Below are 23,133 nucleotides of genomic sequence, written 5' to 3'. Positions count from 1 at the left end.
CCCGGCACGGCGGCCCGAGGATGGGTGGCATGCCGATGCCGCCCCGCGCGCCGCGCGCCGCTGCCCTCGTCTCCTTCGTCGTGCTGGCCGCCTCGCTGCCGGGCTGCGGCGACGACAAGGGCGAGGGGCACGAGGACCTGTCGCGGCAGCGGCTGAGCTGGTCGGACTGCCCCGTGCCCGACGAGGCGCAGGGCGCGGGGCGGGCGCCGACCGCCGCGGCCGGGGGCGGCCGGTGGCAGTGCACGACGATGAAGGCGCCCCGCGACTGGGACGAGCCCAGGGGCGAGACCATCGATCTCGCGCTGGTACGGGCCACCACCACCGGCACCGAGAAGGGCCGGATCGGCTCGTTGATCTTCAACTTCGGCGGGCCCGGCGGCTCGGGGGTCAGTGCGCTGCCGTCCTTCGGCGACCAGTACGCGAAGCTGCGCACCCGCTACGACCTGGTGAGCTTCGACCCGCGCGGGGTCGGCGCGAGCGCGCCGGTGATCTGCCAGAACGGGCGACAGCTCGACGCGCACTTTCAGCAGGACGCCACTCCGGACAACGCCGCCGAGCGCACCGCGCTGCTCGACAACACCCGCGATTTCAACAGCAGTTGCGCGAAGAACTCCGGTGCGATGCTGCCGCATGTGCGCACCACGGACGCCGCCCGCGACCTGGACCTGATGCGCCGGGTGCTCGGCGACGCCAAGTTGTACTACTTCGGGATCTCGTACGGCACCGAACTCGGCGGTGTCTACGCGCACTTGTTCCCCAGGCGGGTGGGCCGGGCCGTGCTGGACGCGGTGGTCGACCCCTCGCGCTCCTCGGAGCAGGGCGCCCTCGGCCAGGCCCGCGGCTTCCAGCTGGCGCTCGACAACTTCGCCGAGGACTGCGCCGGCAGGCGGGAGGAATGCCCGCTCGGCGACTCGGCCGCCGAGGTCGAGTCGCGGATGGTGGCGCTCCTGAAACGCCTGGACCGAAGGCCCCTGCCCGGCGCCCTCCCGCGCCGCCTCACCCAGACCGCGGCCCTCAACGGCATCGCGCAGTCGCTCTATTCGAAGGACTTCTGGGACTACCTGATCCAGGGTCTGCAGGAGGCCTACGACGGCCGGGGCCAGACCCTGATGCTGCTGTCCGACGCCATGAACGGCCGCAATCCCAACGGTTCGTACAGCAATATCCAGGCCGCCAACATGGCCATCAACTGCTCGGACGAGAAGGCGCGTTACTCGGTCGCGGACGTACGGCACCGGCTCCCCGCCTTCCGCAGGGCGGCGCCGCTGTTCGGCGAGTACCTGGCGTGGGGGATGCTCGGCTGCACCGACTGGCCGGTGCCCGGCGCCGCCGATCACCCCGAGGTGAGCGCCCCGGGCGCGCCCCCGATCCTGGTCGTCGGCAACACCGGCGACCCGGCCACCCCGTACGAGGGCACCCACCGCATGGCGCGGGCCCTCGGCAAGGGCGTGGGCGTCGAACTCACCTACCGCGGCCAGGGCCATGGCTCCTACGACAGCGGCGACGCCTGTGTACGCGCCACCGTCGACGAGTATCTGCTCGCGGGCCGGGTGCCCAGGAGCGGCAAGGTGTGCGGCTGAGGGGTACGCGCTCGTCGCGGGCGCGCGCCCGTGGGGCGCGGGCGCAGGCGCCCGCGTGCACGCCGGTCCGTACCTGTCCGGGAGCGCCCTGGAGCGCCCGGGAGCGCCCGCCGGATCCCCTGTCGGCAGGTACGCCTACTATGTCGCCACCGTCCGGGCCGCGTGAGCGGTGGAGAGGGGCGGCCATGGGGAGGGAACAGTTGATGCGAGTCGTACGCGTCGTGGCGGCAGCCGCGGCGGCACTGCTGATAGCGGGGTGCGGTGGCTCCGGGGATTCCGACGGGGACAAGGACCCGAAGGACACGAAGCGCCCGACGAACCCGTCCGGGGCCCAGGGCGGGGATCAGCCCGCGCTGCCCGCGGCGCTGACCGGGCAGAAGCTGGACTGGGGACGCTGCGAGGCCGACTCCTCCGGCCAGGCGCCCGGCTCCGAGTGGCAGTGCGCGACGCTCCAGGTGCCCCGGGACTACGCGAAGCCCGACGGCGAACGGATCGGCATCGCCCTGATCCGCGCCGAGTCCACCGGCGAGGGCGACCGCCTCGGCTCGCTCCTGTTCAACTTCGGCGGCCCCGGCGGCTCCGGCATCTCCGGCCTGCCCTCGCTGTCCGACCTGTACGGGAAGCTGCGCGGCCGGTACGACCTGGTGAGCTTCGACCCGCGCGGCGTGGCGGCGAGCGAGGGCCTGCGCTGCCGCGACGACGAGAAGGTAGCGGCGGCCGAGACGATCGACCTCTCCCCCGACGACGCCAAGGAGGAGAAGACCTTCCTCGCGGACGCGGCCGACTTCGCCAAGGGCTGCGACCGCGACGCCGGGGAGCTCCTTCCGCATCTGTCGACCCAGGCGACCGCCCACGACATGGACCTGATGCGTCAGGTGCTCGGCGACGACAAGATGCACTACTTCGGCATCTCCTACGGCACCCAACTCGGCGGCACCTACGCCCACTTGTTCCCGGGCCGGGTGGGCCGGGTGGTGCTCGACGCCGTCGTCGACCCGAGCGCGGGCGCCGTCGGGCACGCCAAGAACCAGGCCCTGGGCTTCCAGCGGGCGCTGGAGGACTACCTGCGCTCCACCGGCGAGGACCCCAAGAAGGGCACCGCCCGCATAGTGCGCCTGCTCGACGGGCTCGACGCGAAGCCGATGCCCGCGGGCGGCGGGCGCGAGCTGACCCAGACGCTGGCGCAGACCGGTATCGCGGTCACCCTGTACAGCAAGGACAACTGGCCCGCGCTCACCGCGGGACTCGAAGCGGCCGAGGACGGCGACGGCAGTGAGCTGCTGCGTCTCGCCGATGCCTACAACGGCCGTGACGAAGCGGGCAGTTACGACACCCAGAGCCACTCCCAGCGGGCCATCTCCTGCCGGGACGCCAAGGAGCGCCCGACCGCCGCCGAGGCCAAGCGTGAACTCGCCGAATTCCGGCGCCTGTCTCCGGTGTTCGGGGAGTTCCTGGGCTGGGACACCGCGGGCTGGTGCCACGGCTGGACGGTGCCGGGCCTGGAGGACACCCCCGAGGTCTCCGCCCCCGGCGCCGCACCCGTCCTGGTCGTCGGCAACACCGGTGACCCGGCCACCCCGTACGAGGGCACCCGGCGGATGGCCGACGAACTCGGCAAGGACGTCGGCGTGATGCTGACCTGGAAGGGCGAGGGCCACGGTGCGTACGGCAGCGGCAGCGACTGCGTCGACGGCACCGTCGACGACTACCTCCTGAAGGGCGAGGTGCCCAAGGACGGGAAGGTCTGCGACTGAGGCCACCGGCGCCCGGTCACGGCGAAGGGCCCCAACTTCTCCCCGGCGGGGAGGAGTTGGGGCCCTTCGAAGTGTTCGGGCCGAGGCCGCTCGGTCAGCAGACCGGCTTCCTCGGTCAGCAGACCGGCTTCCTCGGTCAGCGGACCGGCCTCCGTCAGTAGACGGGCTTCTCCGGCTCGATCTGGTTGACCCAGCCGATGACGCCGCCGCCCACGTGCACCGCGTCGGCGAAGCCCGCGGACTTCAGGACCGCGAGGACTTCCGCACTGCGGACACCCGTCTTGCAATGCAGGACGATCTTCTTGTCCTGCGGCATGTCCTGGAGGGCGGTGCCCATCAGGAACTCGTTCTTGGGGATCAGCCGGGCGCCCGGGATGGAGACGATCTCGTACTCGTTCGGCTCGCGGACGTCGATGATGTCGATGCTCTCGCCGTCGTCGATCCACGACTTGAGCTGCTTGGGCGTGATCGTGGAACCGGCCGCCGCCTCCTGGGCCTCCTCGGACACGACGCCGCAGAAGGCCTCGTAGTCGATGAGTTCGGTGACGGTGGGGTTCTCGCCGCAGACCGCGCAGTCGGGGTCCTTGCGGACCTTGACCTGGCGGTACTGCATCTCCAGGGCGTCGTAGATCATCAGGCGGCCGACCAGCGGCTCACCGATACCCGCGAGCAGCTTGATGGCCTCGTTGACCTGGATCGAACCGATCGAGGCGCACAGCACACCGAGGACGCCGCCCTCGGCGCAGGAGGGCACCATGCCCGGCGGGGGCGGCTCCGGGTACAGGCAGCGGTAGCAGGGGCCGTGCTCGGACCAGAAGACCGAGGCCTGGCCGTCGAAACGGTAGATCGAGCCCCAGACGTACGGCTTGTTCAGCAGCACGCAGGCGTCGTTGACCAGGTAACGGGTGGCGAAGTTGTCCGTGCCGTCGACGATCAGGTCGTACTGGCCGAAGATCTCCATCACGTTCTCGGCCTCGAGCCGTTCCTGGTGAAGGATCACGTTCGTGTAGGGGTTGATGCCCTTGACACTGTCCCGCGCGGACTCGGCCTTGGAGCGGCCGATGTCCGCCTGGCTGTGGATGATCTGGCGCTGCAGGTTCGACTCGTCGACCTCGTCGAACTCCACGATGCCGAGCGTGCCGACACCGGCCGCGGCGAGATACATCAGGGCGGGCGAACCGAGACCGCCGGCGCCCACACACAGCACCTTGGCGTTCTTCAGCCGCTTCTGCCCGTCCATGCCCACATCGGGGATGATCAGGTGGCGGGAGTACCTGCGGACCTCGTCTACGGTGAGCTCGGATGCGGGCTCGACCAGGGGTGGCAGCGACACGGGGGCTCCGTTGGTCGGACGTCAAAAACGGTGGTTCCTTCCCGTAACAGTGCCACGGCCTTCTTCATTCCGAGACACCCGTTCCGACGTGCGAGACGATCTCGTCCCAGTAGCCGGGCATGGCCTCCCAGGGCGCGGCGGCCGGTCCGCGCCGGGTCCGGTCGGTGAAGCAGACCGTCCCGGCCCCCTGCCAGCGCGCGATGCGCAGCGCCTCCTCCAGATGTCCCGCGGGCAGTGAGTGGACCAGGTGACAGAAGCGGTCCGGCGGGTAGTCGGCGGTCCACTCGGCCGCCTGCGACCAGCGGTAGTCGCTCCACGGCCCGTGGAAGGTGATCAACTGGTCGCCGCTCTCCGCGTATCCGGGGTACGGATGGCGGCCGTGGCCGAGGACGATGTGCGCGCCCCGGGGCGTGCGCGCCCGGCCCGTGCGCCGGCGCTCGGTACCGAGCAGCGCGCGCAGGGTCGCCACGGTACGGCGGACCTCGGGCAGCGCGGCGCGGTCGGTGGGGCAGCGGGCGAGCAGGAAGCCGTCGGGCCGGTACCAGTCCACGTAGCGGTGCGCGTCCGAGACGATCTCGCCGAAGGACCGGGTGCCCCAGGTGAGGTCGAGGTGACCGAGAACACGTACCCCCGCGTTGGTCAGCCGCCCGACCGCGGCCAGGCAGTGCGGGTCGGGCCGCTGGCCGGGACCACGGGCGGAGACGTTCAGGACCACCCAGTCCACGGGGGTGCCGGGCCGGGTCGGCTCGGCCCACTCGGCGGGGGCGACCAGTGGGTGGGCCAGGCCCGGCAGGGCGAAGCGGGTGCCGGAGCCGGTACCGGCGCGCAGGGCGCGGGGTCTGGTCAGATGCGGCATGCCGCCTCCATCCAGATGTCGGCGAGCGACTCCTCCAGGAGGATCCGGGGCCGCCAGCCGAGCCGGTCGCGGGCGGTACGCACATCGGCCTGCTGCCAGCTGCCGCAGCCGTCCGGATACGGGTGTACGGGCCCGGGCTGCTCCTGCTCGCCGCGCGGGTGTCCGATGGGGCCGCGCACCGGGTGGGCGGGGCCGTCCAGTTCGTGCAGGGTGCCGCCGTATCCGGCGACCCGGGCGAGGGTGGCGGCGGCGTCGCGCAGCCGGACCGCGCGGCCGGAGCCGATGTTGACCACGCCCTGGGCGGCCGACAGCGAGGCGGCGTGCACGGCGCGCGCCACGTCGCGTACGTCGACGAAGTCCCGTTGCGCGCCGAGCCCGCCGAGCTTCAGTTCGCCGTCCCCGGACTGCATGGCCCGCCGCATCGCCTCCGCGAGCCGGCCGAGCGGGGAGCCCGCCGGGGTGCCGGGACCGGCGGGCGAGAAGACCCTCAGCACCACCGCGTCGAGACCGGAGCCGAGCACCAGCTCGGTGGCGGCGAGCTTGCTCACCCCGTACGGGCCGCCGGGCCTTGGCACCGCGTCCTCGGCGGTGGAGGAACCTGGCTGGCTCGGCCCGTACTCCGCGCCGCAGCCGAGCTGGACCAGGCGCGCCCCGCAGCCGCTGCGGCGCAGCGCCTCGCAGACGGTGGCGACGGCGACCGTGTTGTGCCGGGTCAGGTCCCGGGCGCCGCCCCGGGTGGCGCCCGCGCAGTTGATGACGACGCCCGGGTGCACCGCGTCCAGAAAGCGGCTCAGCGCGCCGGGGCTGCCGCCCGCGAGGTCGAAGCGGACATCCGCGTCGTCGCGGCGGCCGAGCGCGGTGAGCTGCACCGCCGGGTCCGCGAGCAGCCGCTCGGCGACGAACCGGCCCAGGTACCCCGTGGCACCGATCAGCAGAACTCTCATCGGGCGTCCCCCTTGTGCTTGTGGGTGTGGGGAGTTGCCGGGCGACGGGAGGTTGCCAGGGCTCGGGGGGTTGCCGTGGTTCGCGCGGGGGCGGGAGAGGGGGCGGGGCCGGGGTCCGGGGTACGGACCGGGCCGCTCGGGCGGCCGGGGCGGTCCTCGTCCGGTGTCGCCGTACCGGGGGGCGGTGCGAGGGGAGCGGTGGTCTCGCGAGGCGGAGCGGTCATCTGGGTGTCCCTTCGAGGGTGTGCCGTGGTGAGTCGGGAGGCCCCGGCCGGGGAGCGTGGGGACGTCCGGCGGGGAGGGCCTGCCGCCGGGGGCGGGGCAGGGGTGCCGGGGCGGTGGGTGCCGGGGGCGCGCGAGGTGCGCGTGGCGTGGGTTGTGGGGGCGGGCGGATGGTGTGCGCCGGGGGCGTGCGGGGTGGGGTGGGTGGCGGGTGTGGGGTGCGCGCTCGGGAGGGAAGTGGTGCGGAGGGTGGTGAGGTGTGCGCTCGGGCGGACGACGGTGGTGCGCGCGCTGGCGCGCGGGCCGTTCACCGGGTTCCTCCCTCGCGGGTGTGGGCGGATGCCCTGGCGAGGGCGCGCAGGGCGTGGAGGAGCAGAACGAGTGCGCCGGTACCGCAGATCAGTGCGGCCACCGGGCCGGGGCCGTGGTCCTCGACGATGCGCTGCACCGGTACGGAGAGGGATTCACAGCCGGGCAGTCGTCCCGCGAACACAGTCGCCAGCGCCAGTGCCTCGCCGGTACCGACCGCGGCGAGTACCAGGGCCGGGGCATGGGTGAAGCCGCGTGCGAGCAGCAGCCGGGCGAGGAACAGCAGCGCGCCGAGGGCGGCCGGGTGCGCGTATCCGGCCTCGCCGCCGAGGACCGCGGTGGTCAGTGCGAGCAACAGGCCGAGTGCGCACAGGAACAGCAGGACGGCCGCGAGCAGCAACGGCCGTACCCGCGCGGTGAATTCGGCGAGCCCGCGGCTGCCCGCCAGGTTGCGCGCCGACACCGTCGCGAAGAGTCGCGCACACCAACTGCCCGGCGCGACGGCACAGGCGAGCGCCAGCAACGGCGCGCTCGCCACGGGGCCCGGCTCGTCCGGCCCGCCCATGACGGCGGCGCGCAGCAGGCTGTCCCCGGCCAGGAGAAAGAGCAGCAGCCAGCAGATCCACACCCGGCTGCCCACAGCGAAGTGGTGCCGTGAACCGAGCGGGCCGCGACCCAGCGCGGGCACCATCGCCAGGCCGAGCCCGAGCGTCCCGGCCACGCCCACCACGAAGTGCGCCTGCCCGTCGGTGACTTCGAGCCCGAGCACGGTCAGGGCGCAGACCGCACCGGGGAGCAACGGGGCGAGCGCCCAGTCCCACAGGGTTCCCGGTGGTGCGGTGGGGGCGGGTTCGCGTACGGATGCGTGCGGCGAGCCGGTGTTGTCGGTACCGGCGGTGCCGCCGAGGTCGACCGCGTCGGCGGTGCCCGAGGCGCCTGCCGTGTCGGAGGTGCCGACGGCGCGGTCGTCGAAGTCGCCGTCACCGTCCGCGCGGCGCGGCACCCGTGCATACATCTCCTCGGCGAGCGCGAACACGTCCCGGTGGCGGAAGCGTGCGGCGGTCCGGTCGGTGATGCCGTGCGCCTCAAGACCCGCGGCGATCTCCAGCGGGTCCACGGCACGCTCGCACAGGTCACGGTGCTGGTGCAGCAGCGCCTTCACCGGGTCACCGCCGGGGCGGCGGGCGGCGGGCGGGGCGCTGGTTTCGTTGGGCGGCGCGGCCCCGGATTCGGGTCTGGGGTACGCCAATTCGGGTGTACGGGACTCGAATTCGGGTGTACGGGACTCGAATTCGGGTGAGGGGGACGCGAACTCGGCTGTGGGGGCGGCGAATTCGGAGTCGGCGGTGGGGCGTGCGGATTCTGTGGGGTTCATGTGGGGTGAGGGGTCGAGGGTGTCGAGGGCTATGGAGGAGGTGGACGAAGATTTCGAGGCGACGACCGGCTCCTCCTGCCCGGCCGTCAGCACCTCCTGCGATGCCGGGCTCCAGGCACCCGGGCTCCGCGGAGTGACGGGGAGGTCGACAGTCGGACGGCGGGGTTCGGCACTCATCGGCCCGCCTCCCCCACCGCGACGGGTACGGCGAACTCGCCTGCCGGACACGACAGTTCATCTGGGCCGGACGGACCCGAGGGACCCGTAGAGGCGGACGGACCCGTAGCAGCGGACGGACCCGTGGAAGCGGACGGACTCGTGGAAGCGGACGGACTCGCAGGGCTCGGCGCACCCGCAGAACCCAACGAATCCGCAGAGTCCGCAGAATCCGGCGCACCCGCAGCACTCGACGGACCCACCGAATGTGACGGATCCACCGAACTCGACGGACTCACGGAACTTGTAGAACCCGACAACCGCCACTCCATCGAGTCCCCAGCGACGGAGCTCACGCCAGCGCCGGTGCCATGACGCTCACTTGCGCCCATCTCGACCCCCGAGCCGTGCACCGACCCCACCGGTCCCACCTGCCGCTGAGTCGTTTCGCCACCAGCCACACCGGCACCGCCGTACGCCGCACCAGCACCAGCACCAGCACCAGCACCCAACCGACTAGCGCCCTCGCCGTTCTCGCGGCTCTCCCGTCCCTCCCGATCCGCCCAACTCGGCCTGCCCGTATGGCCGGTGAGCCAGCGCCCGGAGGTGCGTCCGCCTGTACCGGTGGTCCACCGGCCGGGAAGGTGGGCCTCGGCGGGGACGGCGAAGGGGAGGGGTTCGCCGTCCTCGTCGACGTCGTCGCGGCGGACGGGGCAGTGCGAGACGATCTCCAGGTAGATGCCGCGAAACGCCTCGACGTTCTGGTCCACGGTGAACAGTTCGAGCGCCCGCGCACGCGCCGCCGCGCCCAGGCGCTCCCGGCGCGCGGCGTCGCCGAGCAGGCTCAGGCACGCCCCGGCCAGGGCACGCGGGTTGCGCGGCGGCACCACCAGACCCGTACCGCCGATGACCTCGACCACGGCGCCCACATCGGTGGAGACCGTGGCCCGGCCGCAGAACATGGACTCGACAAGGCTGATCGGGAAGCCCTCGACCACGCTGGAGAGCACCACGACGCTGCCCGCCAGGTACGCGGCGGCGAGGTCGGGCACCGCGGGCGAGCCGATCTCCTCGAAGGACACCGGGTTGACGCCGACCTCGTGCCGGCCCGCCGCCTCATCAGGGAAGAGCTGGGCCGCCAGGACACGGCACTGGGCGAGGTAGGCCGCGGCCTCCTCGCCCTCGGCCGGGGCGCCGATGACGCGCAGCCGGGTGCCGGGGCGTTCGCGGCGGACCGCGGCGAACGCGTGCAGCAGGCCGACCAGGTCCTTGGCCGGGTCGACGCGGCCGACCCAGACCAGGGTCTGCTCGTCCGCGCAGGCGGCGTCCTCCGGTTCCTCGCCGAACCGGGAGGCGTCCATGCCGGGGTAGACCAGCCGCAGCTTGGCGCGGTCCGCGCCGCAGCGTTCCTGCCAGCGCCGGGCATGGGAGTTGCCGGGGGTGATCAGCGCTGCGCGCGCGTAGACCTCGGCGGCCAGGCGGCCGTGGAAGGCGGCGAGCAGGGCGCGTACGGCGGGCGGGGACTGCGAGGCGTCACCGGCGCCCAGGTAGTGCGCGCGCAACTGGACCCCGTACTCGGTGACGAGCAGCGGTACGCCGGACAAGTGCCGGGCAAGGAGGCCGGGCAGGGCCACGCTGCCGCCGCCGGTGGCATGGCACAGGTCGGCGGAGCCGAGGCCGGTGTCGCCGTACCAGTCGAGGGACAGCGGGCGCAGGACACGTTCGATGTGGGCGGCGACGGCGAGCAGGTCGGGGACGCGGGCGAGTTGGACGGCGCGCGGTGCGCCGGGCGCGCGGCAGGCGCGCTCCAGTGCGCGCACGGCGCGTTCGGAGAGCAGCGCGCGAGCCAGTGAGCCCTCGGCACGGGCGAGTTCGGCCAGCCCGTACAGCGCGTTGCTGAAACGGTCCGCCTGGCCGGTTCCGCTCTCCTCGGACGAGAGCGGGGCCTCCGGTGCGCACAGGGCCGCCGCGAGCTCCGCGTAGAGCTCGGCGAACCGGCGCCGGGCACGCCTGCCCGGTTCCGGCGTCTGCTCGACCGGCGTCCACAGGGGCGCCGTACGCACCTGTGTCACCTGCTCGGGCAGCCTGACCCAGCCCTCCTCGTCCTGGCTCCGGCTGCGGCTGAGCGCGTAGATGTCGAACTCGTGCCGGTCGAGCCCGCGCACGAGCCGGTCGCACCAGAGCCTCGCCTCACCGCTCGCGAACGGGTAACCACCCTCGGTAATCAGCCCGATGCGCACGCTTACACCCCCGATCTCCGTCCGGGTGAGCCGTCTTGACCAACGGCTCGCAGGGCAAAGAACGTATGCGGACAAGCTGATGGCGCGACGGACAACCGTCCGTCGCGCCATCAGAAGGGGTGAAGACGCGTAACTTTCCCCGCGCCGTGACGTTGGGTCGCGACTGCGACCGTCCGCGTCACGCAGAGTCAGGCGAAGGCCAACTCCTCGCGGATCCGTCGGTGTTCGGCCCGGCACTCTTCCTGTCCCGGTGCCGGGACAGGACCCGGCGGCGTTCGGCGGCCGCTTCCGGGTCGAGTACGGGCACGGCGGCGAGCAGTTCCTTGGTGTACGGCTCGGCGGGGGCCGAGTACACCTGCTCCACGGGCCCGTACTCGACGACCGTGCCGCCGCGCATCACCGCCACCTCGTCGCTGACCTGCCGCACCACCGCCAGGTCGTGGGCCACGAAGACCAGGGCGAGGCCGAGTTCGCGCTGAAGGTCGCCGAGCAGCGCGGTCACCTGGGCCTGGGTGGTGACATCCAGCGCGGAGACGGGCTCGTCGCAGACGATGATCTGCGGCTCGGCGGCGAGCGCCCGGGCGATGCCGACGCGCTGGCGCTGACCGCCACTGAACTCGTGCGGATAGCGGTCGTAGTGGGCCGCTTCCAGACCGACCCGGTCGAGCAACTCGCCGACCCGGGCCCGGATGTGCGACTCGTCGCGCGCGCCGCGCGCCCGTAGCGGGTCGGCGATGGACTCGCCGATGCTGCGGCGCGGGTTGAGCGAGGAGACGGGGTCCTGGAAGACCATCTGCACGCGCGGCCGCTCGCCCGACTCCCCCGCACGCAGCCGGACTTGGCCCTCGGTGGGTTCGAGCAGGCCGACGATCATCCGGCCCAGAGTGGTCTTGCCACTGCCGCTCTCGCCGACCACGCCGAGCGTCCGGCCGCGCCGCAGGGTCAGCGAGACGCCGTCCACCGCCGCGAAGCTCCGTCGGCCACGGCCGAACTCCTTGCGCAGACCGGTCAGTTCGAGCACCGGCGGTGCGTCCTGATTGACGGGCCGCTGTCGTGGCCCGTCCAAGGCCGGTACCGCGCCCAGCAGTTCACGGGTGTACTCCTCCCGTGGTTCCGGGAGGACCTGCCGGAGCTCGCCCCGTTCCACGGCCCGCCCGTCCCGCATCACCAGGACCTCGTCCACGCTCTGTGCCGCGACGCCCACGTCGTGCGTGACCAGGAGCAGTCCGAGCCCGGTCTCCGTACGCAACTCGTGCAGGAGATCCAGGATTTGGGCCTGCACGGTCACGTCGAGGGCGGTGGTCGGTTCGTCGGCGACGAGCAGGCGCGGCTCGCAGGCCAGGGCCATGGCGATCAGGGCGCGCTGGCGCATGCCGCCGGAGAACTCGTGCGGCCTGGCACGCACCCGCCGCGCGGCATCCGGGATGCCGACCCGGTCGAGCACTTCCACCGCCCGGGCCCGCGCCGCCCTGCGGCTCACCCTGCGGTGCACCCGGTACACCTCCGCGATCTGCACGCCCACCGAGTAGTACGGGTCGAGCGCGGAGAGCGGGTCCTGGAAGACCATCGCCGCCCGCGCCCCGCGCAGTGCCCTCAACTCCCCTTCGTCCGCTGCCTGTACGTCGATCCCGTCCACCCGCACGGTGCCGCCGAGCCGGGCCCCGGTGCCGTGGTGCAGTCCGAGCAGGGCGGCGGCCACGGTGCTCTTGCCGGAGCCCGACTCGCCCACCAGTGCCAGCGCACCGCCCTCTTCGAGTCGCAGCGAGATCCCGTCCACGGCCCTCAACTCACCGAAGTCGACGGTGAGTTCGCTGACCTCGACCAGACTCATGACAGCACCACCCGTCGGTCGGCCACCGCGTACAGCACGTCCGCGACGGCGTTGGCGACCACCACGGCGAAGCCGACGGCGATCATCATTCCGACCACCACCGGCAGGTCGACCACCTTGACGGCGTGGACGAGTTCACGGCCCATGCCCGGGATGCCGAACAGCGACTCGGTCAGGATCGCGCCGCCGATCAGCGCGCCGATGTGGTTCGCGTTCAGGGCGATGAGCGGCGCGAGCGCCCCGCGCAGCGCGTGTTTGCCGACGATCGCGCGTTCGGGGACCCCGTAGGCGCGGAAGGTGCGCACATGGTCCTCGGCCAGCGTCTCCAGCATCGAGGCGCGGGTCATCCGGGCGAAGGTGGCGGACTCGGCGAGCGCCAGCGTCGTCCAGGGCAGCAGCAGGTTCCAGGCCCACTGTTCGGGGTCCTCGCCGAAGTGCACGTACTGCGGGAACGGCAGCAGTTCCGCCTGCCCGCAGATCAGGATCATCAGCACAAGTCCCAGGACGAACACGGGAGTTGCCACGCCCGCGAGAGTGAGCCCGGTCAGCAGCCGTTCGGTGGCCCCGCCCCGCCGCCACACCGAGAGCACTCCGGTACCGACCCCGATGAGCAGCCACAGCACCATGGCGCCGAACGCGAGCGAGGCGCTGACCGGCACCCGGTCGAGCAGCAGCCGGGTGACCTCCTGGTCGCTCTGGTACGACAGGCCGAGGCAGGGAGCCTCGCAGTGCAGTACGGAGGTGCCGGTCGAGTAGTCCGCTCCGACCAGGATGCCTTCGAGGAAGCGCCCGTACCGCACGTAGAGCGGATCGTTCAGATGGAGTTGGGCGGCGACCTGCTCCACCTGGACGGGCGAGCAGCGCATCCCGCAGGTGCGCTGGGCGACATCGCCGGGTGCCACGTAGAAGATCAGGTAGATCAGGACGGAGAGGGCGAGCAGCGTGATCAGCAGTCCGGCGAGCCGCCGCAGGACGAAGTGCGTCATGCCGCACCGTCCTTGGCGGCCCGGCCCGCCCGGGTGCCGACACGCAGGCGCGCGGCGGAGCGCGGGTCGAGCGCGGTACGGACACCGTCGCCGAGCACGGTCAGGCAGAGCACCGTGAGGAAGAGCAGCCCGGCGGGCAGCAGCAGGTACTGCGGCGCAGCCTGGTACCAGACGTCGGCCGCCGACAGCATCTGTCCCCAGGACGGGGTGGGCGGCCGCACGCCGACGCCGAGGAAGGACAGCGCCGACTCGGTGCTGACGTTCGCCGGGAAGAGCAGCGCGGAGTACGTGATCACCGGCGCCGCGAGGCCCGGCAGGATCTCCCGGCGTGCGATCCGCCAGGTGCTCCAGCCGCTGAGGCGCGCGGCGGCGACGTAGTCGAGCTGTTTCAGGGTCACGGTGTGGGCGCGCACGATCTTCGCCAGGGTGCCCCAGGCGACGAGCCCGATGACCAGCGCGACCAGGACCGGGCGCGGGAAGTCGTCGGGGACGACGGCGAGCAGGGCCAGCGCCATCACGATCAGCGGCAGGGCGATCACGACCTCGGTGAGCCGGTCGAGCACCGCGTCCAGCCACCGGCTGCCGAGCCCGGCGGCAAGGCCCACGCTCACCCCGATGGCGACCTGGATCAAGGTGGCGGCGAGGGCGACACCGAGGGAGACCTGGGCGCCCTGCACCAGCCGCGCGAACAGATCGCGGCCGGTCTGCGGTTCGACGCCGAGCCAGTGCTCGCCACTGATACCGCCGAAGGCGCCGAGGGGCACCCCGCCGCGCGCCGAGTCGACCAACTCCGTGTGGTACGTGGTGGTGTCCTGCCCTTCGAGGCGGACGAGCAGCGGCGCGGTGAGCGCCACGAGCAGCAGCACCGCCGCGAGCACGGCGGCGGCGAGGGCGGCCCGCTGCGCACGCAGCCGCCGCCAGAACATTCTCGCCCCCGAGGCCGGGACGGGCGCCGCATCGGCCGCGCCCGTCCTCGCCCGGGAGGCCAACTGGGCCTCGCTCATGATTACTTGACCGACACCTGCGAGATGTCGAGCACGCCGGTCCAGTCGCTGATGACCACGTTCTCGACGTCCTTGCCGTACAGGCGCTTGTAGACCGGGTGGAACAGCGGCACCGTCAGGGCCTGTGCACCGATCTTCTTGTCCAGGGCGCCCCAGCGCTCGGCGGCCGCGTCCAGGTCGGTCAGCTTGTTGATCTCGTCGATCTCCTTGTTGACCGAAGGGTCGTTCAGGAACGCGGAGTTGAAGTTGGCACCGTCCTTCACGATCTGTCGTCCGTCGAAGATCGGGGCCAGGAAGGGCCCGCCGGAGGGCCAGTCCGCTCCCCAGTGGGCGAGGAAGAACCCGGGCTCCTTCTTCGCGTCGTGCACGGTGTCGCTGTAGTCGTTCTCCTCAAGCCCCTTGAGTTTCACGGTGATTCCCGCCTTCTTCAGCGAGTCCTGGAGCGCGGTGGCGATCTCCGGACTGGTCTCGAAGTCGCTGGCGGTGGAGTGGGTGAGCGTGACGGTCAGCCCGTCCTGGTAACCCGCCTCCTTCAGCAGGGACTTGGCCTTCTCCGGGTCACCCGACTTGCCCGCGGGGAAGTGGTCGTAGGGCGTGTGTCCGAAGGACTTCTGCGCGGGCAGATAGGTGGTGGCGGGCTCGGCGAGCGAGGAGCCGCCCGCGGCGTTGATCACCGAACTCCGGTCCACCGCATAGGAGATGGCCTGGCGCACCTTCGGATTGTCGAAGGGCTTCACCTTCGGGTTGAAGGCGATGTAGTTGGTGTAGCCGAAGTGGCCGGTGCCCACCCGCGCGGCGAGCTGCTTGTCACCGGTGACCTTGGCCAGTTCGGCCGGGCCGAGGTTGGTGTCGGTGGTCACCGCGGCAGCGTCGGCGCCCGAAGAGGCGGACAGCCGCTGGTTGATGACGGAGGCGTCGAGCCCGGAACGCACGTCGATCCGGTCCGGGTACGCCTTGCGCTCCGCGTCCGTCTTCGCCGACCAGTGCTCATTGCGCTCCAGGATCAGACGCTCGCCGTCCCCCTCGTTCTTCACCACCTTGTACGGCCCCGAGGAGACGGGGTGCTCCTCGTACTTGGTGCCCTTGTCCTTGGCCTTGGGCACCGGCGCGAACTGGGTCTGGGTGGCCAGATAGGGGAACTCCCCCTCGGGCTTGTTGAGCCGGAAGACCAGGGTCCGCTCGTCCGGCGTCTCGATCGAGTCGAGCCCCTTCTTGTCCTTGTACGGCCCCTGGTAGTCGGCGCCGCCGATCAGCCAGTCCCTCAAGTACGGTGCGCCGCCGGAGAGTTCGGCCGCGAAGGAACGCTCGATCCCGTACTTGACATCGGCCGAGGTGATCGGCGTCCCGTCCTCGTACTTCAGGCCCTTCTTCAGCGTGTACGTCCACACGGTCGCGTTCTTGCTCGGGCGCCCGATGTCGGTGGCGAGGTCGGGGACGACCTTCGCCCCGGCGGCGCCGTTCTCGCGGTTGCGGGTGGTCAGCGTACGGAAGACCAGCGAGGGGACGTTGCCGCCGCCGGAGGTGTAGAGCCGCGCGGGGTCGAAGTCCTCCTGCGGGCCGGAGTTGAGGACGGTCAGGGTGCCGCCCTTGGCCGGCGCGGCGTCGTCGCCGGAGCCGCCCTCGCCGCTGTCCTCGGGCCCGCAGGCGGCAGCGCCCGAGGCCAGGACCAGGCTGACGGATGCCGCTGCCACGCGGCGGGCTATGACGGACGTATGACGCATCTGAAGGCGACCTCTCAGGGAAACCGGTCAACGGGACCGGCGGGAAGAACAGCGGGAGAAAACACGCGAACTTCCGCCCGGGGCACGTCAGTTGACCGTGGTTACCGACACATATCGGCTTGTGTCGGTCGACATCGGGGTCCACCGACACAGGCCGGTGGCCGTGGTCACCATCTGGGAGGGGCCGCCACCGCGGCAGGCCCGGACACGTCCGCGGGCGTCGCCGACGAAGGGCGAGGGCGGTGCGAGATGGTCCGGAAGGAGGCGGTGGGGGCGAGAGCTGACGTACGCGCCGAGGCGGGTGTCAGCGACAGTGAATGTCGGCCACGCAGAGCGCGGTCACGCCGAAGAGCGCCAGCTCAAGGGCGGCGCGGCTCACGGGTGCGCGGCGGGACGACATGCCCAGAAATATCGTCGAGTTCGCGCCAGATGTCAACGCGGCCCCGAGCGGGCGCCACTGCGGCGACGGCGTGCCCGCTCGGGCCTTGGCCTCAACTGTTCGGGTACACCCAGGGGTTGGGCTTGCAGGTGATCCCCTGGTAGCTGAGGAACTTGGTCTGCTGCTGCATGACCGGGGCCAGTGCGCCGTCCCGGCTGCAGGTCACATGGTTGAAGCCGAGCCGGTGTCCGACCTCGTGGTTGATCAGCATCTGCCGGTAGGGGTAGATCAGTTTGTCGCCGAAGGTCTCGGCACCCTGGGCCCACCTGAAGGCGTTGATCATGACGCGGTCGGTGGCCGCCGAGTCGCAGGAGACGTTGTCCTGGGTGGTGTCGAGGCCGGATTTGGCGCACCAGTCGGCGGTCGTGCCCGGACTCGCCAGGGTGATCACGAACTTGGCCTCGCCGGAGGAGACCCGCTCGAAGGTGCGGCCCCCGTTGTGGGCCCAACTGCGGTCGTCGTTCAGGGTTTTCTGGATGGCGGTGGCGAACAGCCCGGCGTCCAGGCCGAGGCCCTTCTCGACGTCCACCCGGTAGCGGACCAGCTGGCCCTTGCCCGGCGCCTTCTCGAATCCGGGCACCGCGTCGAACTCCCCGGACCCGTTCAGATCGGCGTCCAGCGGAAAGATCTTCGCCATCTTCTCCTCGTACGAGAGCGGCTTCGGATCCTGCTGCGGCTTGCTGTCGGCCGGGGTGGGGCGGTGATCGGAACGGGAGGCGTCGTCCTGCTTGTCGCGCTCACCCCCTGGGCTCTCCTGCGCATGCGAGTCGCTCTGGCGGCCGGTGATCTCCGTGACGACGACGACGGCGAGTACGGTCGTCACCGCCGCGGCGGCGATGCCTGCCATGGCGCGACCGCGGCCGCGTTTTCGCGCACGGCGGGGCGGGTGCTCCTCGTCGGCCGGGCCCTTGGCTGCGGGCTTCGTCCGGGTGTCGAGTGCCACGTCTTCGTCCTCCGGTTCAACTGCCGGGGTCGAGGGGTCGGTGGAATCGGGGGACGACCCGGTGGCTGACGAGGCGGGGACCCGCTGGGGCGGGTTGAACACGGACTCGTCGTCGAACGCGTCGAGGTAATCCTGACGCGGGCCGCCGGGACGAGGCGCGGATATGAAACCGGCCCCGCGACCGGTGACGGTCGCCTGCGCCGGTACGGACGAAGTATTCCTACCCCCCACGAGGCCCCAGCCACCCCCGGCTTCACGCTGCTCGGGATGACCGCCCCGCACGCCCGGGGTGCCGTGCGCCGGCGTGCCGTACGGCGGCGTGCCGTCGAAGCCGGGGCGCGGGATGCCGTGCGCGGGGGTGCCTTGGGGCGGAGTGGGGCGCGGGGTGCCGTGCGCGGGCGTGCCGTCGAGGTTCGGGCGCGGCATTCCGTGCGCCGGGGTGCCGTCGAAGTACGGGCGCGGCACTCCGTGCGCGGGCGTGCCCTGCGGCGGCATGGCCGGGCGGGGGGTGCCCTGGGGCGGTGGGGTGGGAGCGGGGGCGCCGGGGCGGCGGCCGCGGCTCTGGGGTGTGGAGGCGCCGGGACTCTGGGGGCCGGCGTTCGCGCCGGGTACGACGGGTACGGATCCTGTGTCGTTGTTGGCCGCCGGTCCGCGGCGCCTGTGACGTCCCACGCCCTGCCTCAGCTCCCCGTACTCACGTGGCTCAACTCGCCTGTGTCCGCGAGGAGTTCACGGAAAGCGGCGGCCACGGTGTCCGGGTATTCCATCATCGCCACGTGTCCGGCCTCGGGCAGGGTCAGCAGCCGTGAGCCGCGGAACGCCCGTGCCGCGCGTGCGGCCATGCGATAGCCGACGAGTTGGTCCTTCCCGCCGTAGACGAGCAGGGTGGGCGCGAGCACGCGTTCGGCCTGCCGCCACAGTCCGTGCTGTCCGCCCAGGGTGTAGGCGTTGACGATGCCGCGGGCCGAGCGTGCCATCGCGTCCCAGAAGTAGGGCAGGGTCAGCCGCCGTTCCATCTCCTCGACGGCGGCCTCGAACTCCTCGGGTCCGGCCCGGTTCGGGTCGCCGTAGCAGAGGTTTATCACTCCGCGGACGCGCTGCTCGGCCGTCCAGTCGCGGCTGATCCGAGTGAAGAGCCGGACCACACCGGGGACCGCGAGCAGGGCGGTCGGCACCGCGCTGCCCTGTACCCGCAGTTCGGGCAGTGCGGGCGAGATCAGGGTGAGGGTGCGGACCAGGTCGGGCCGGAGCGCGGCGACCCGAGTGACGACCGCGCCGCCCATCGAGTTGCCGAGCAGATGCACCGGCGCCCGGCCGCAGGAGTCGAGATAGCGGATCACCGCGCGGGCGTGGCCGGTGACCGAGTAGTTCCCGTCGTCGGGCGGCGGGGAGTCGCCGAAGCCCGGCAGGTCCAGGGCCTCGCCGTCCACCACGCCGTCGAGCTCGCGCATCAGGGCGGACCAGTTCTGCGAGGAACCGCCGAGTCCGTGGACGAAGAGCGCGGTCGGCAGCCCCTGGGCGGCCGGTGGTCGCGAGCGCACCGTGAGCGAGAGCCCGTGCAGTCCGACCGACCGCAGCCGCTCGCCGTCCGCGACGCGCACCGGGGCCGTCCTGGGCTCGGCCGCGGCAAGGGTGCCGGGCAGCTCGGTCGAAGACATGGGGGCAATGTTACGAGACGATCACGCAGAGATTGGTGTGTTCGCGGTCACAGATTGTCTGGCGCAGGTTTGAACCGTCTCCTACCCTCGTAAGGGCGGCTCTCACGTACAAAATGGGCACATCCGTACGCGGGTGTCGTCGGCCCCGGGCACAATGCCGCGGCGCTTTCGCCCCACCGGTGTACCCGGCCTGCCCAGGGGCAGGCGCACCGCACACTCGCACGCCCGCAGAGGACACGGGAATCCGAAGAGGACACGGGAAGAGGACACATGACCGTCGACCCCAGCGACCCCGAGACCTTCGACGAGGCCGACACCCTCGCAGCGCCCGGGACCGCCCAGAGGCACGGGAGCCCCGGCTCCTACGAGGAGACGGACGTGGAGGCCCCCGAGGCCGACGCGGCCGAGCAGCACACCGAACTCTCGCCCCGCCGCGACGAACCGCTGGACCGCGGCGGCCGGGACGACGCCGACGAGGGCGACCGCGCGGAGCAGGCACGCGTGGTGGAACTCGACGAGGACGACTACCGCTGAGTCACGAGCAGCCGAGTCACGAGCACGGCCACGGCCGATTCCGGCGGCGGCGTGGGGCGGATCGGCGGACGGGAGGGCGCGACGTGGTCAACTTCGAGCCCGCACGTTCGCACTCCCGCGGTGGCGCTCGGCCCGCCCGGACCGCCCCCCGCGGCCGATTCGGCCCGTTTCGGCCGCTCGCCCATGGCCACGGGTCCCCTTCACGGGTGTCACAAACTCTCCAAGCCCGCTCTTCCGGCGCACCGTTTTGCCTGGCTATCGCCCTTTTCCGGGGTCTGCGCCGCGGGAAAATCCCGGCCCGGACCACGCACACAAGGGTTACCGAAAAGTACGATGGCGTGTCGGCGCACCTGGCGTCCGGACGATCTTGGGAGGCGGCGTGACAGCCATAGAGCAGACAGAGGCGGCCCGCCCGCGCGGAACACGGCTGCCCCGCCGTGCCCGGCGCAACCAGCTGCTCGGCGCGGCGCAGGAGGTCTTCGTCGCGCAGGGCTACCACGCGGCCGCGATGGACGACATCGCCGAGCGGGCCGGAGTCAGCAAGCCCGTGCTCTACCAGCACTTCCCGGGCAAGCTCGACCTGTACCTGGCCCTGCTCGACCAGCACTGCGAGTCGCTGCTGCAGTCCGTACGCGCCGCACTCGCCTCCACCAACGACAACAAGCTGCGCGTGGCGGCCACCATGGACGCCTACTTCGCGTACGTGGAGGACGAGGGCGGCGCCTTCCGGCTGGTCTTCGAGTCGGACCTGACGAACGAGCCCGCCGTGCGCGAGCGCGTCGAGCGGGTCGGCCTCGACTGCGCCCAGGCCATCTCCGCGGTGATCGCCGAGGACACCGGCCTGCCCGAGGAGGAGTCGATGCTCCTCGCCGTCGCCCTCGGCGGCGTCTCGCAGGTGGTCGCCCGCTACTGGCTCTCCAGCGAGAGCGGCATCCCGCGCGACAAGGCGGTGGAGCTGCTGACCTCGCTCGCCTGGCGCGGCATCGCGGGTTTCCCGCTGACCAACTGACCGGCGGCGAAGGCCTCGACGCGACGGTCGGTGCCCGTCGGCCCCCGGGCCCGGCGGGCACCGTGACCGTGTTCGCTCCTGGCGTTCGCACACGGCCTCTGGGCGCCCTTTCGCCCGGCTAGGGTGTGCTCAGTACCGCGCGGACGCACCGCGCACATCACTGAACGTCGGAGGGACAAAGCCGTGGAGGTCAAGATCGGCGTGCAGTACGCGCCCCGCGAGATCGTCCTGGAGAGCGGCCAGAGCCCGGAAGAGGTCGAGGCCGCGGTGGCCGACGCCCTCTCGGGCAAGTCGCCCCTGCTGAGCCTCGTGGACGACCACGGCCGCAAGGTCCTGGTGCCCTCGGAGAAGCTCGCGTACGTGGAGCTCGGCGAGCCCACCACGCGCAAGGTGGGCTTCAGCGCGCTCTGACCTCCGGTCGGTGTGACCGACCGGAACGGAGACAGGAACACCGGTGGCCCGGTGGGCGGATTTTCCGCCCACCGGGCCGTCGTCGTTTCGGTTGCCGTGCCCGGCGGTGTTTCGGTCCGCCCTCCCACGGCCACCCGCGAACACGCCCATACGGCCCACCCGCACCGGTCCGTCGCAGCACCCCGCCCGGGCCCGTACCGCCGTACCGGCCTGCGCTTTTCCGCCATCGCGCGGGCACAGCATCTCCGCAGTGGAGGATTGCGTTCCGTCCCTGGCGGGTAGACCGATAGTGACCGGCCCGGACCCGACCGCGCGGGAGGAAACTCGCATGCTCCTCGAGGTGCTCGGCTCCGTGGTGGTCGGTCTCGTGCTCGCCCGGCTGGCGATCCGCCTGCTCGGCGACCGCATGCCGGCCTGGACCCTTGTCCTGCCGACCGGCCTGGCGGGCGCCCTGCTCGGCGCCTTCATCACGCGCAGCGCGCTCGGCTCGGGACACCTGGTGGCCACCCTCGCCGGAGCCGTGGTGATGGCCACCGCACTCCTGTCGCTGCTGCTGCGCCCGCGACGGCTGCGCCGCTCAGTACACGCCTGAGCCCTGGCGGGACGATGCCCGACGTGCGCGGAGACGACGCCGCCCGGGCCGGGGCCCGCTGATACGGACCCGCCCGGGCGGGGGCACACGTACGCGCCGACGATCAGGTACGTGACGGTCGGGCACGTACGCGTACGGGATGCCGCTTGCGGCAGTGGCTCAGGCGGCCAGGCCGAGGGCGGCCATCCGCTTGGTGTGCGCCTCGGTGATCCGCGAGAACATCCGGCCGACCTCGGCCAGGTCGAAGCCGTCCGCGAGACCGCCGACGAGCATCGTGGACAGGGCGTCGCGCTCGGCGACCACCCGCTGCGACTGCGAGAGCGCCTCGCCCATCAGGCGCCGCGCCCACAGGGCGAGCCGGCCGCCGACCCGTGAATCGGCGTCGATCGCGGCGCGCACCTTCTCGACCGCGAACGAGGCGTGGCCGGTGTCGTCGAGCACACCGAGGACCAGGTCGCGGGTGTCCGAGTCGAGCCGGGTGGCGACCTCGCGGTAGAAGTCGCTGGCGATCGAGTCGCCGACGTAGGCCTTGACCAGGCCCTCCAGCCAGTCCGACGGGGCCGTCTGGCGGTGGAAGCCGTCCAGGGCGGCGACGAAGGGCTCCATCGCCTCGCCGGGGACGACGCCGATCGTCGCGAGCCGGTTGCGCAGCTGCTCGAAGTGGTGGAACTCCGCCGACGCCATCTTCGCCAGTTCCGCCTTGTCGGCCAGGGTCGGCGCCAGCTTCGCGTCCTCCGCGAGCCGCTCGAAGGCGGCGAGTTCGCCGTAGGCGAGGGCACCGAGCAGGTCGATCACCGCGGCGCGGTACTGCGGGTTCTTGGCAGCCTGCGCCCAGTCCTGGGAAGCGACCGGGACGGGTTCGGCGGCTGCGTTGTCAGACGTCGTCATGGTGTGCACGATAGTCCTCCCGATCGAACCGGGAAGTCCCTGGTCATCGACTGTGACCACGGCTACGTGACACGATCGGCCATTCGCAGATGCGGCAATCCGGGGTATGGTGCTAAAGAGCCCGCAGGATTTGCGCAGCCTTTTGCCATGTGGCGGATTGGCGACGCGTCCCGGCGGGCAGTCACGAATGAGGATGCCCGGTCGGTGGCCCGATCGGCTCCGACCCGACAGCCCTCTCGCCGTGCGGCACAGTCGCGTACGGCACCGGAGGGGCCCTCCGCGGTACGAGCGCTCGAGCGTCGGCAGTGGTCCCGTGCCATCCGGCCCGCCCCGCAGGTGGCCGATGTG

The 23,133-nt window shown here is 72.0% G+C and carries 18 protein-coding genes and 1 pseudogene; 5 read left to right on the top strand and 14 right to left on the bottom strand.

Going from position 1 to position 23,133, the window contains the following annotated elements:
- Positions 1-29: 29 nt before the first annotated feature.
- Positions 30-1,580 (top strand): alpha/beta hydrolase, encoded by a 1,551-nt coding sequence (locus tag HUT18_RS24135; protein ID WP_176102650.1) that lies wholly within the window; start codon positions 30-32, stop codon positions 1,578-1,580.
- 203 nt (positions 1,581-1,783) lie between these two features.
- Entirely contained in the window at positions 1,784-3,334 is a 1,551-nt protein-coding gene (locus HUT18_RS24130; RefSeq protein ID WP_254878781.1) for an alpha/beta hydrolase, read from the top strand.
- Positions 3,335-3,488: 154 nt separating this feature from the next.
- Here the strand turns inward: HUT18_RS24130 and moeZ are convergent, their stop codons facing one another.
- From moeZ to HUT18_RS24075, 12 genes and pseudogenes are all read right to left on the bottom strand, one after another.
- Entirely contained in the window at positions 3,489-4,667 is a 1,179-nt protein-coding gene (gene moeZ, locus HUT18_RS24125) for an adenylyltransferase/sulfurtransferase MoeZ (RefSeq protein ID WP_176102649.1), read from the bottom strand.
- Between the two features lie 64 nt (positions 4,668-4,731).
- Complete coding sequence (locus HUT18_RS24120) at positions 4,732-5,523, bottom strand: spherulation-specific family 4 protein (protein ID WP_176102648.1); 792 nt, start codon at positions 5,521-5,523, stop codon at positions 4,732-4,734.
- On the bottom strand, positions 5,511-6,467 hold the full coding sequence (locus tag HUT18_RS24115) for an NAD(P)-dependent oxidoreductase (RefSeq protein WP_176102647.1): 957 nt from the start codon (positions 6,465-6,467) through the stop codon (positions 5,511-5,513). The genes HUT18_RS24120 and HUT18_RS24115 overlap by 13 nt, the downstream gene beginning before the upstream one ends.
- Before the next feature lie 529 nt (positions 6,468-6,996).
- Positions 6,997-8,550, bottom strand: a complete 1,554-nt coding sequence (locus HUT18_RS24110; protein WP_176096596.1) for a hypothetical protein — start codon at positions 8,548-8,550, stop codon at positions 6,997-6,999.
- Positions 8,551-9,155: 605 nt separating this feature from the next.
- Positions 9,156-10,769 (bottom strand): annotated as a pseudogene (locus tag HUT18_RS24105) (DUF3492 domain-containing protein); the annotation flags it as partial.
- 178 nt (positions 10,770-10,947) lie between these two features.
- On the bottom strand, positions 10,948-12,600 hold the full coding sequence (locus HUT18_RS24100) for an ABC transporter ATP-binding protein (protein WP_176102645.1): 1,653 nt from the start codon (positions 12,598-12,600) through the stop codon (positions 10,948-10,950).
- Positions 12,597-13,586 carry an ABC transporter permease gene (locus tag HUT18_RS24095; RefSeq protein WP_176102644.1) on the bottom strand — a complete coding sequence of 330 codons (990 nt, stop codon included), beginning with the start codon at positions 13,584-13,586 and terminating at the stop codon, positions 12,597-12,599. The genes HUT18_RS24100 and HUT18_RS24095 overlap by 4 nt, the downstream gene beginning before the upstream one ends.
- Positions 13,583-14,590, bottom strand: coding sequence for an ABC transporter permease (locus HUT18_RS24090; RefSeq protein ID WP_176102643.1), 1,008 nt, complete (start codon positions 14,588-14,590; stop codon positions 13,583-13,585). Before HUT18_RS24090 ends, HUT18_RS24095 begins: the two co-directional genes overlap by 4 nt.
- A 2-nt stretch (positions 14,591-14,592) precedes the next feature.
- Positions 14,593-16,311 (bottom strand): ABC transporter substrate-binding protein, encoded by a 1,719-nt coding sequence (locus tag HUT18_RS24085; protein ID WP_176102642.1) that lies wholly within the window; start codon positions 16,309-16,311, stop codon positions 14,593-14,595.
- 304 nt (positions 16,312-16,615) lie between these two features.
- Positions 16,616-16,711, bottom strand: coding sequence for an Ms4533A family Cys-rich leader peptide (locus HUT18_RS34355; protein WP_368661553.1), 96 nt, complete (start codon positions 16,709-16,711; stop codon positions 16,616-16,618).
- A 91-nt stretch (positions 16,712-16,802) separates the two neighbouring features.
- On the bottom strand, positions 16,803-18,188 hold the full coding sequence (locus HUT18_RS24080) for a DUF3152 domain-containing protein (RefSeq protein ID WP_176104768.1): 1,386 nt from the start codon (positions 18,186-18,188) through the stop codon (positions 16,803-16,805).
- Positions 18,189-18,373: 185 nt separating this feature from the next.
- Positions 18,374-19,351 carry an alpha/beta fold hydrolase gene (locus HUT18_RS24075; protein ID WP_176102641.1) on the bottom strand — a complete coding sequence of 326 codons (978 nt, stop codon included), beginning with the start codon at positions 19,349-19,351 and terminating at the stop codon, positions 18,374-18,376.
- 270 nt (positions 19,352-19,621) lie between these two features.
- Here HUT18_RS24075 and HUT18_RS24070 point away from each other — a divergent pair, with 270 nt between their 5' ends.
- The 3 genes from HUT18_RS24070 (at position 19,622) to HUT18_RS24060 (ending at position 21,305) form a co-directional block, all read left to right on the top strand.
- Positions 19,622-19,885 carry a hypothetical protein gene (locus HUT18_RS24070; protein WP_176102640.1) on the top strand — a complete coding sequence of 88 codons (264 nt, stop codon included), beginning with the start codon at positions 19,622-19,624 and terminating at the stop codon, positions 19,883-19,885.
- Between the two features lie 379 nt (positions 19,886-20,264).
- Positions 20,265-20,894 carry a TetR/AcrR family transcriptional regulator gene (locus HUT18_RS24065; RefSeq protein ID WP_176102639.1) on the top strand — a complete coding sequence of 210 codons (630 nt, stop codon included), beginning with the start codon at positions 20,265-20,267 and terminating at the stop codon, positions 20,892-20,894.
- A 183-nt stretch (positions 20,895-21,077) separates the two neighbouring features.
- Positions 21,078-21,305, top strand: a complete 228-nt coding sequence (locus tag HUT18_RS24060; RefSeq protein WP_176102638.1) for a DUF3107 domain-containing protein — start codon at positions 21,078-21,080, stop codon at positions 21,303-21,305.
- 467 nt (positions 21,306-21,772) lie between these two features.
- Here HUT18_RS24060 and HUT18_RS34350 read toward each other — a convergent pair whose 3' ends face one another.
- Both HUT18_RS34350 and HUT18_RS24050 read right to left on the bottom strand, forming a co-directional pair.
- Positions 21,773-21,886: a hypothetical protein gene (locus tag HUT18_RS34350; RefSeq protein WP_368661572.1), complete on the bottom strand. Its 114-nt coding sequence runs from the start codon at positions 21,884-21,886 to the stop codon at positions 21,773-21,775.
- Positions 21,887-22,056: 170 nt separating this feature from the next.
- Positions 22,057-22,785, bottom strand: a complete 729-nt coding sequence (locus tag HUT18_RS24050; RefSeq protein ID WP_176102637.1) for a ferritin-like fold-containing protein — start codon at positions 22,783-22,785, stop codon at positions 22,057-22,059.
- Positions 22,786-23,133 lie beyond the last annotated feature (348 nt).

Origin of the sequence: Streptomyces sp. NA04227 (genome assembly GCF_013364195.1) — a bacterium.
Taxonomy (GTDB): domain Bacteria; phylum Actinomycetota; class Actinomycetes; order Streptomycetales; family Streptomycetaceae; genus Streptomyces.
This window is presented reverse-complemented; position numbering and strand designations above follow the sequence as displayed.

Bases quoted from the DNA above. Each gene is read 5' to 3' on its own strand.
- HUT18_RS24050 (WP_176102637.1), bottom strand. From the start codon at position 22,785: ATGACGACGTCTGACAACGCAGCCGCCGAACCCGTCCCGGTCGCTTCC.
- HUT18_RS24135 (WP_176102650.1), top strand. From the start codon at position 30: ATGCCGATGCCGCCCCGCGCGCCGCGCGCCGCTGCCCTCGTCTCCTTC.
- HUT18_RS24110 (WP_176096596.1), bottom strand. From the start codon at position 8,550: ATGAGTGCCGAACCCCGCCGTCCGACTGTCGACCTCCCCGTCACTCCG.
- HUT18_RS24090 (WP_176102643.1), bottom strand. From the start codon at position 14,590: ATGAGCGAGGCCCAGTTGGCCTCCCGGGCGAGGACGGGCGCGGCCGAT.
- HUT18_RS24100 (WP_176102645.1), bottom strand. From the start codon at position 12,600: ATGAGTCTGGTCGAGGTCAGCGAACTCACCGTCGACTTCGGTGAGTTG.
- HUT18_RS24075 (WP_176102641.1), bottom strand. From the start codon at position 19,351: ATGTCTTCGACCGAGCTGCCCGGCACCCTTGCCGCGGCCGAGCCCAGG.
- HUT18_RS34355 (WP_368661553.1), bottom strand. From the start codon at position 16,711: ATGTCGTCCCGCCGCGCACCCGTGAGCCGCGCCGCCCTTGAGCTGGCG.
- HUT18_RS24130 (WP_254878781.1), top strand. From the start codon at position 1,784: ATGCGAGTCGTACGCGTCGTGGCGGCAGCCGCGGCGGCACTGCTGATA.
- HUT18_RS24085 (WP_176102642.1), bottom strand. From the start codon at position 16,311: ATGCGTCATACGTCCGTCATAGCCCGCCGCGTGGCAGCGGCATCCGTC.
- HUT18_RS24115 (WP_176102647.1), bottom strand. From the start codon at position 6,467: ATGAGAGTTCTGCTGATCGGTGCCACGGGGTACCTGGGCCGGTTCGTC.
- HUT18_RS24070 (WP_176102640.1), top strand. From the start codon at position 19,622: ATGACCGTCGACCCCAGCGACCCCGAGACCTTCGACGAGGCCGACACC.
- HUT18_RS24080 (WP_176104768.1), bottom strand. From the start codon at position 18,188: ATGCCGCCGCAGGGCACGCCCGCGCACGGAGTGCCGCGCCCGTACTTC.
- HUT18_RS24095 (WP_176102644.1), bottom strand. From the start codon at position 13,586: ATGACGCACTTCGTCCTGCGGCGGCTCGCCGGACTGCTGATCACGCTG.
- HUT18_RS24120 (WP_176102648.1), bottom strand. From the start codon at position 5,523: ATGCCGCATCTGACCAGACCCCGCGCCCTGCGCGCCGGTACCGGCTCC.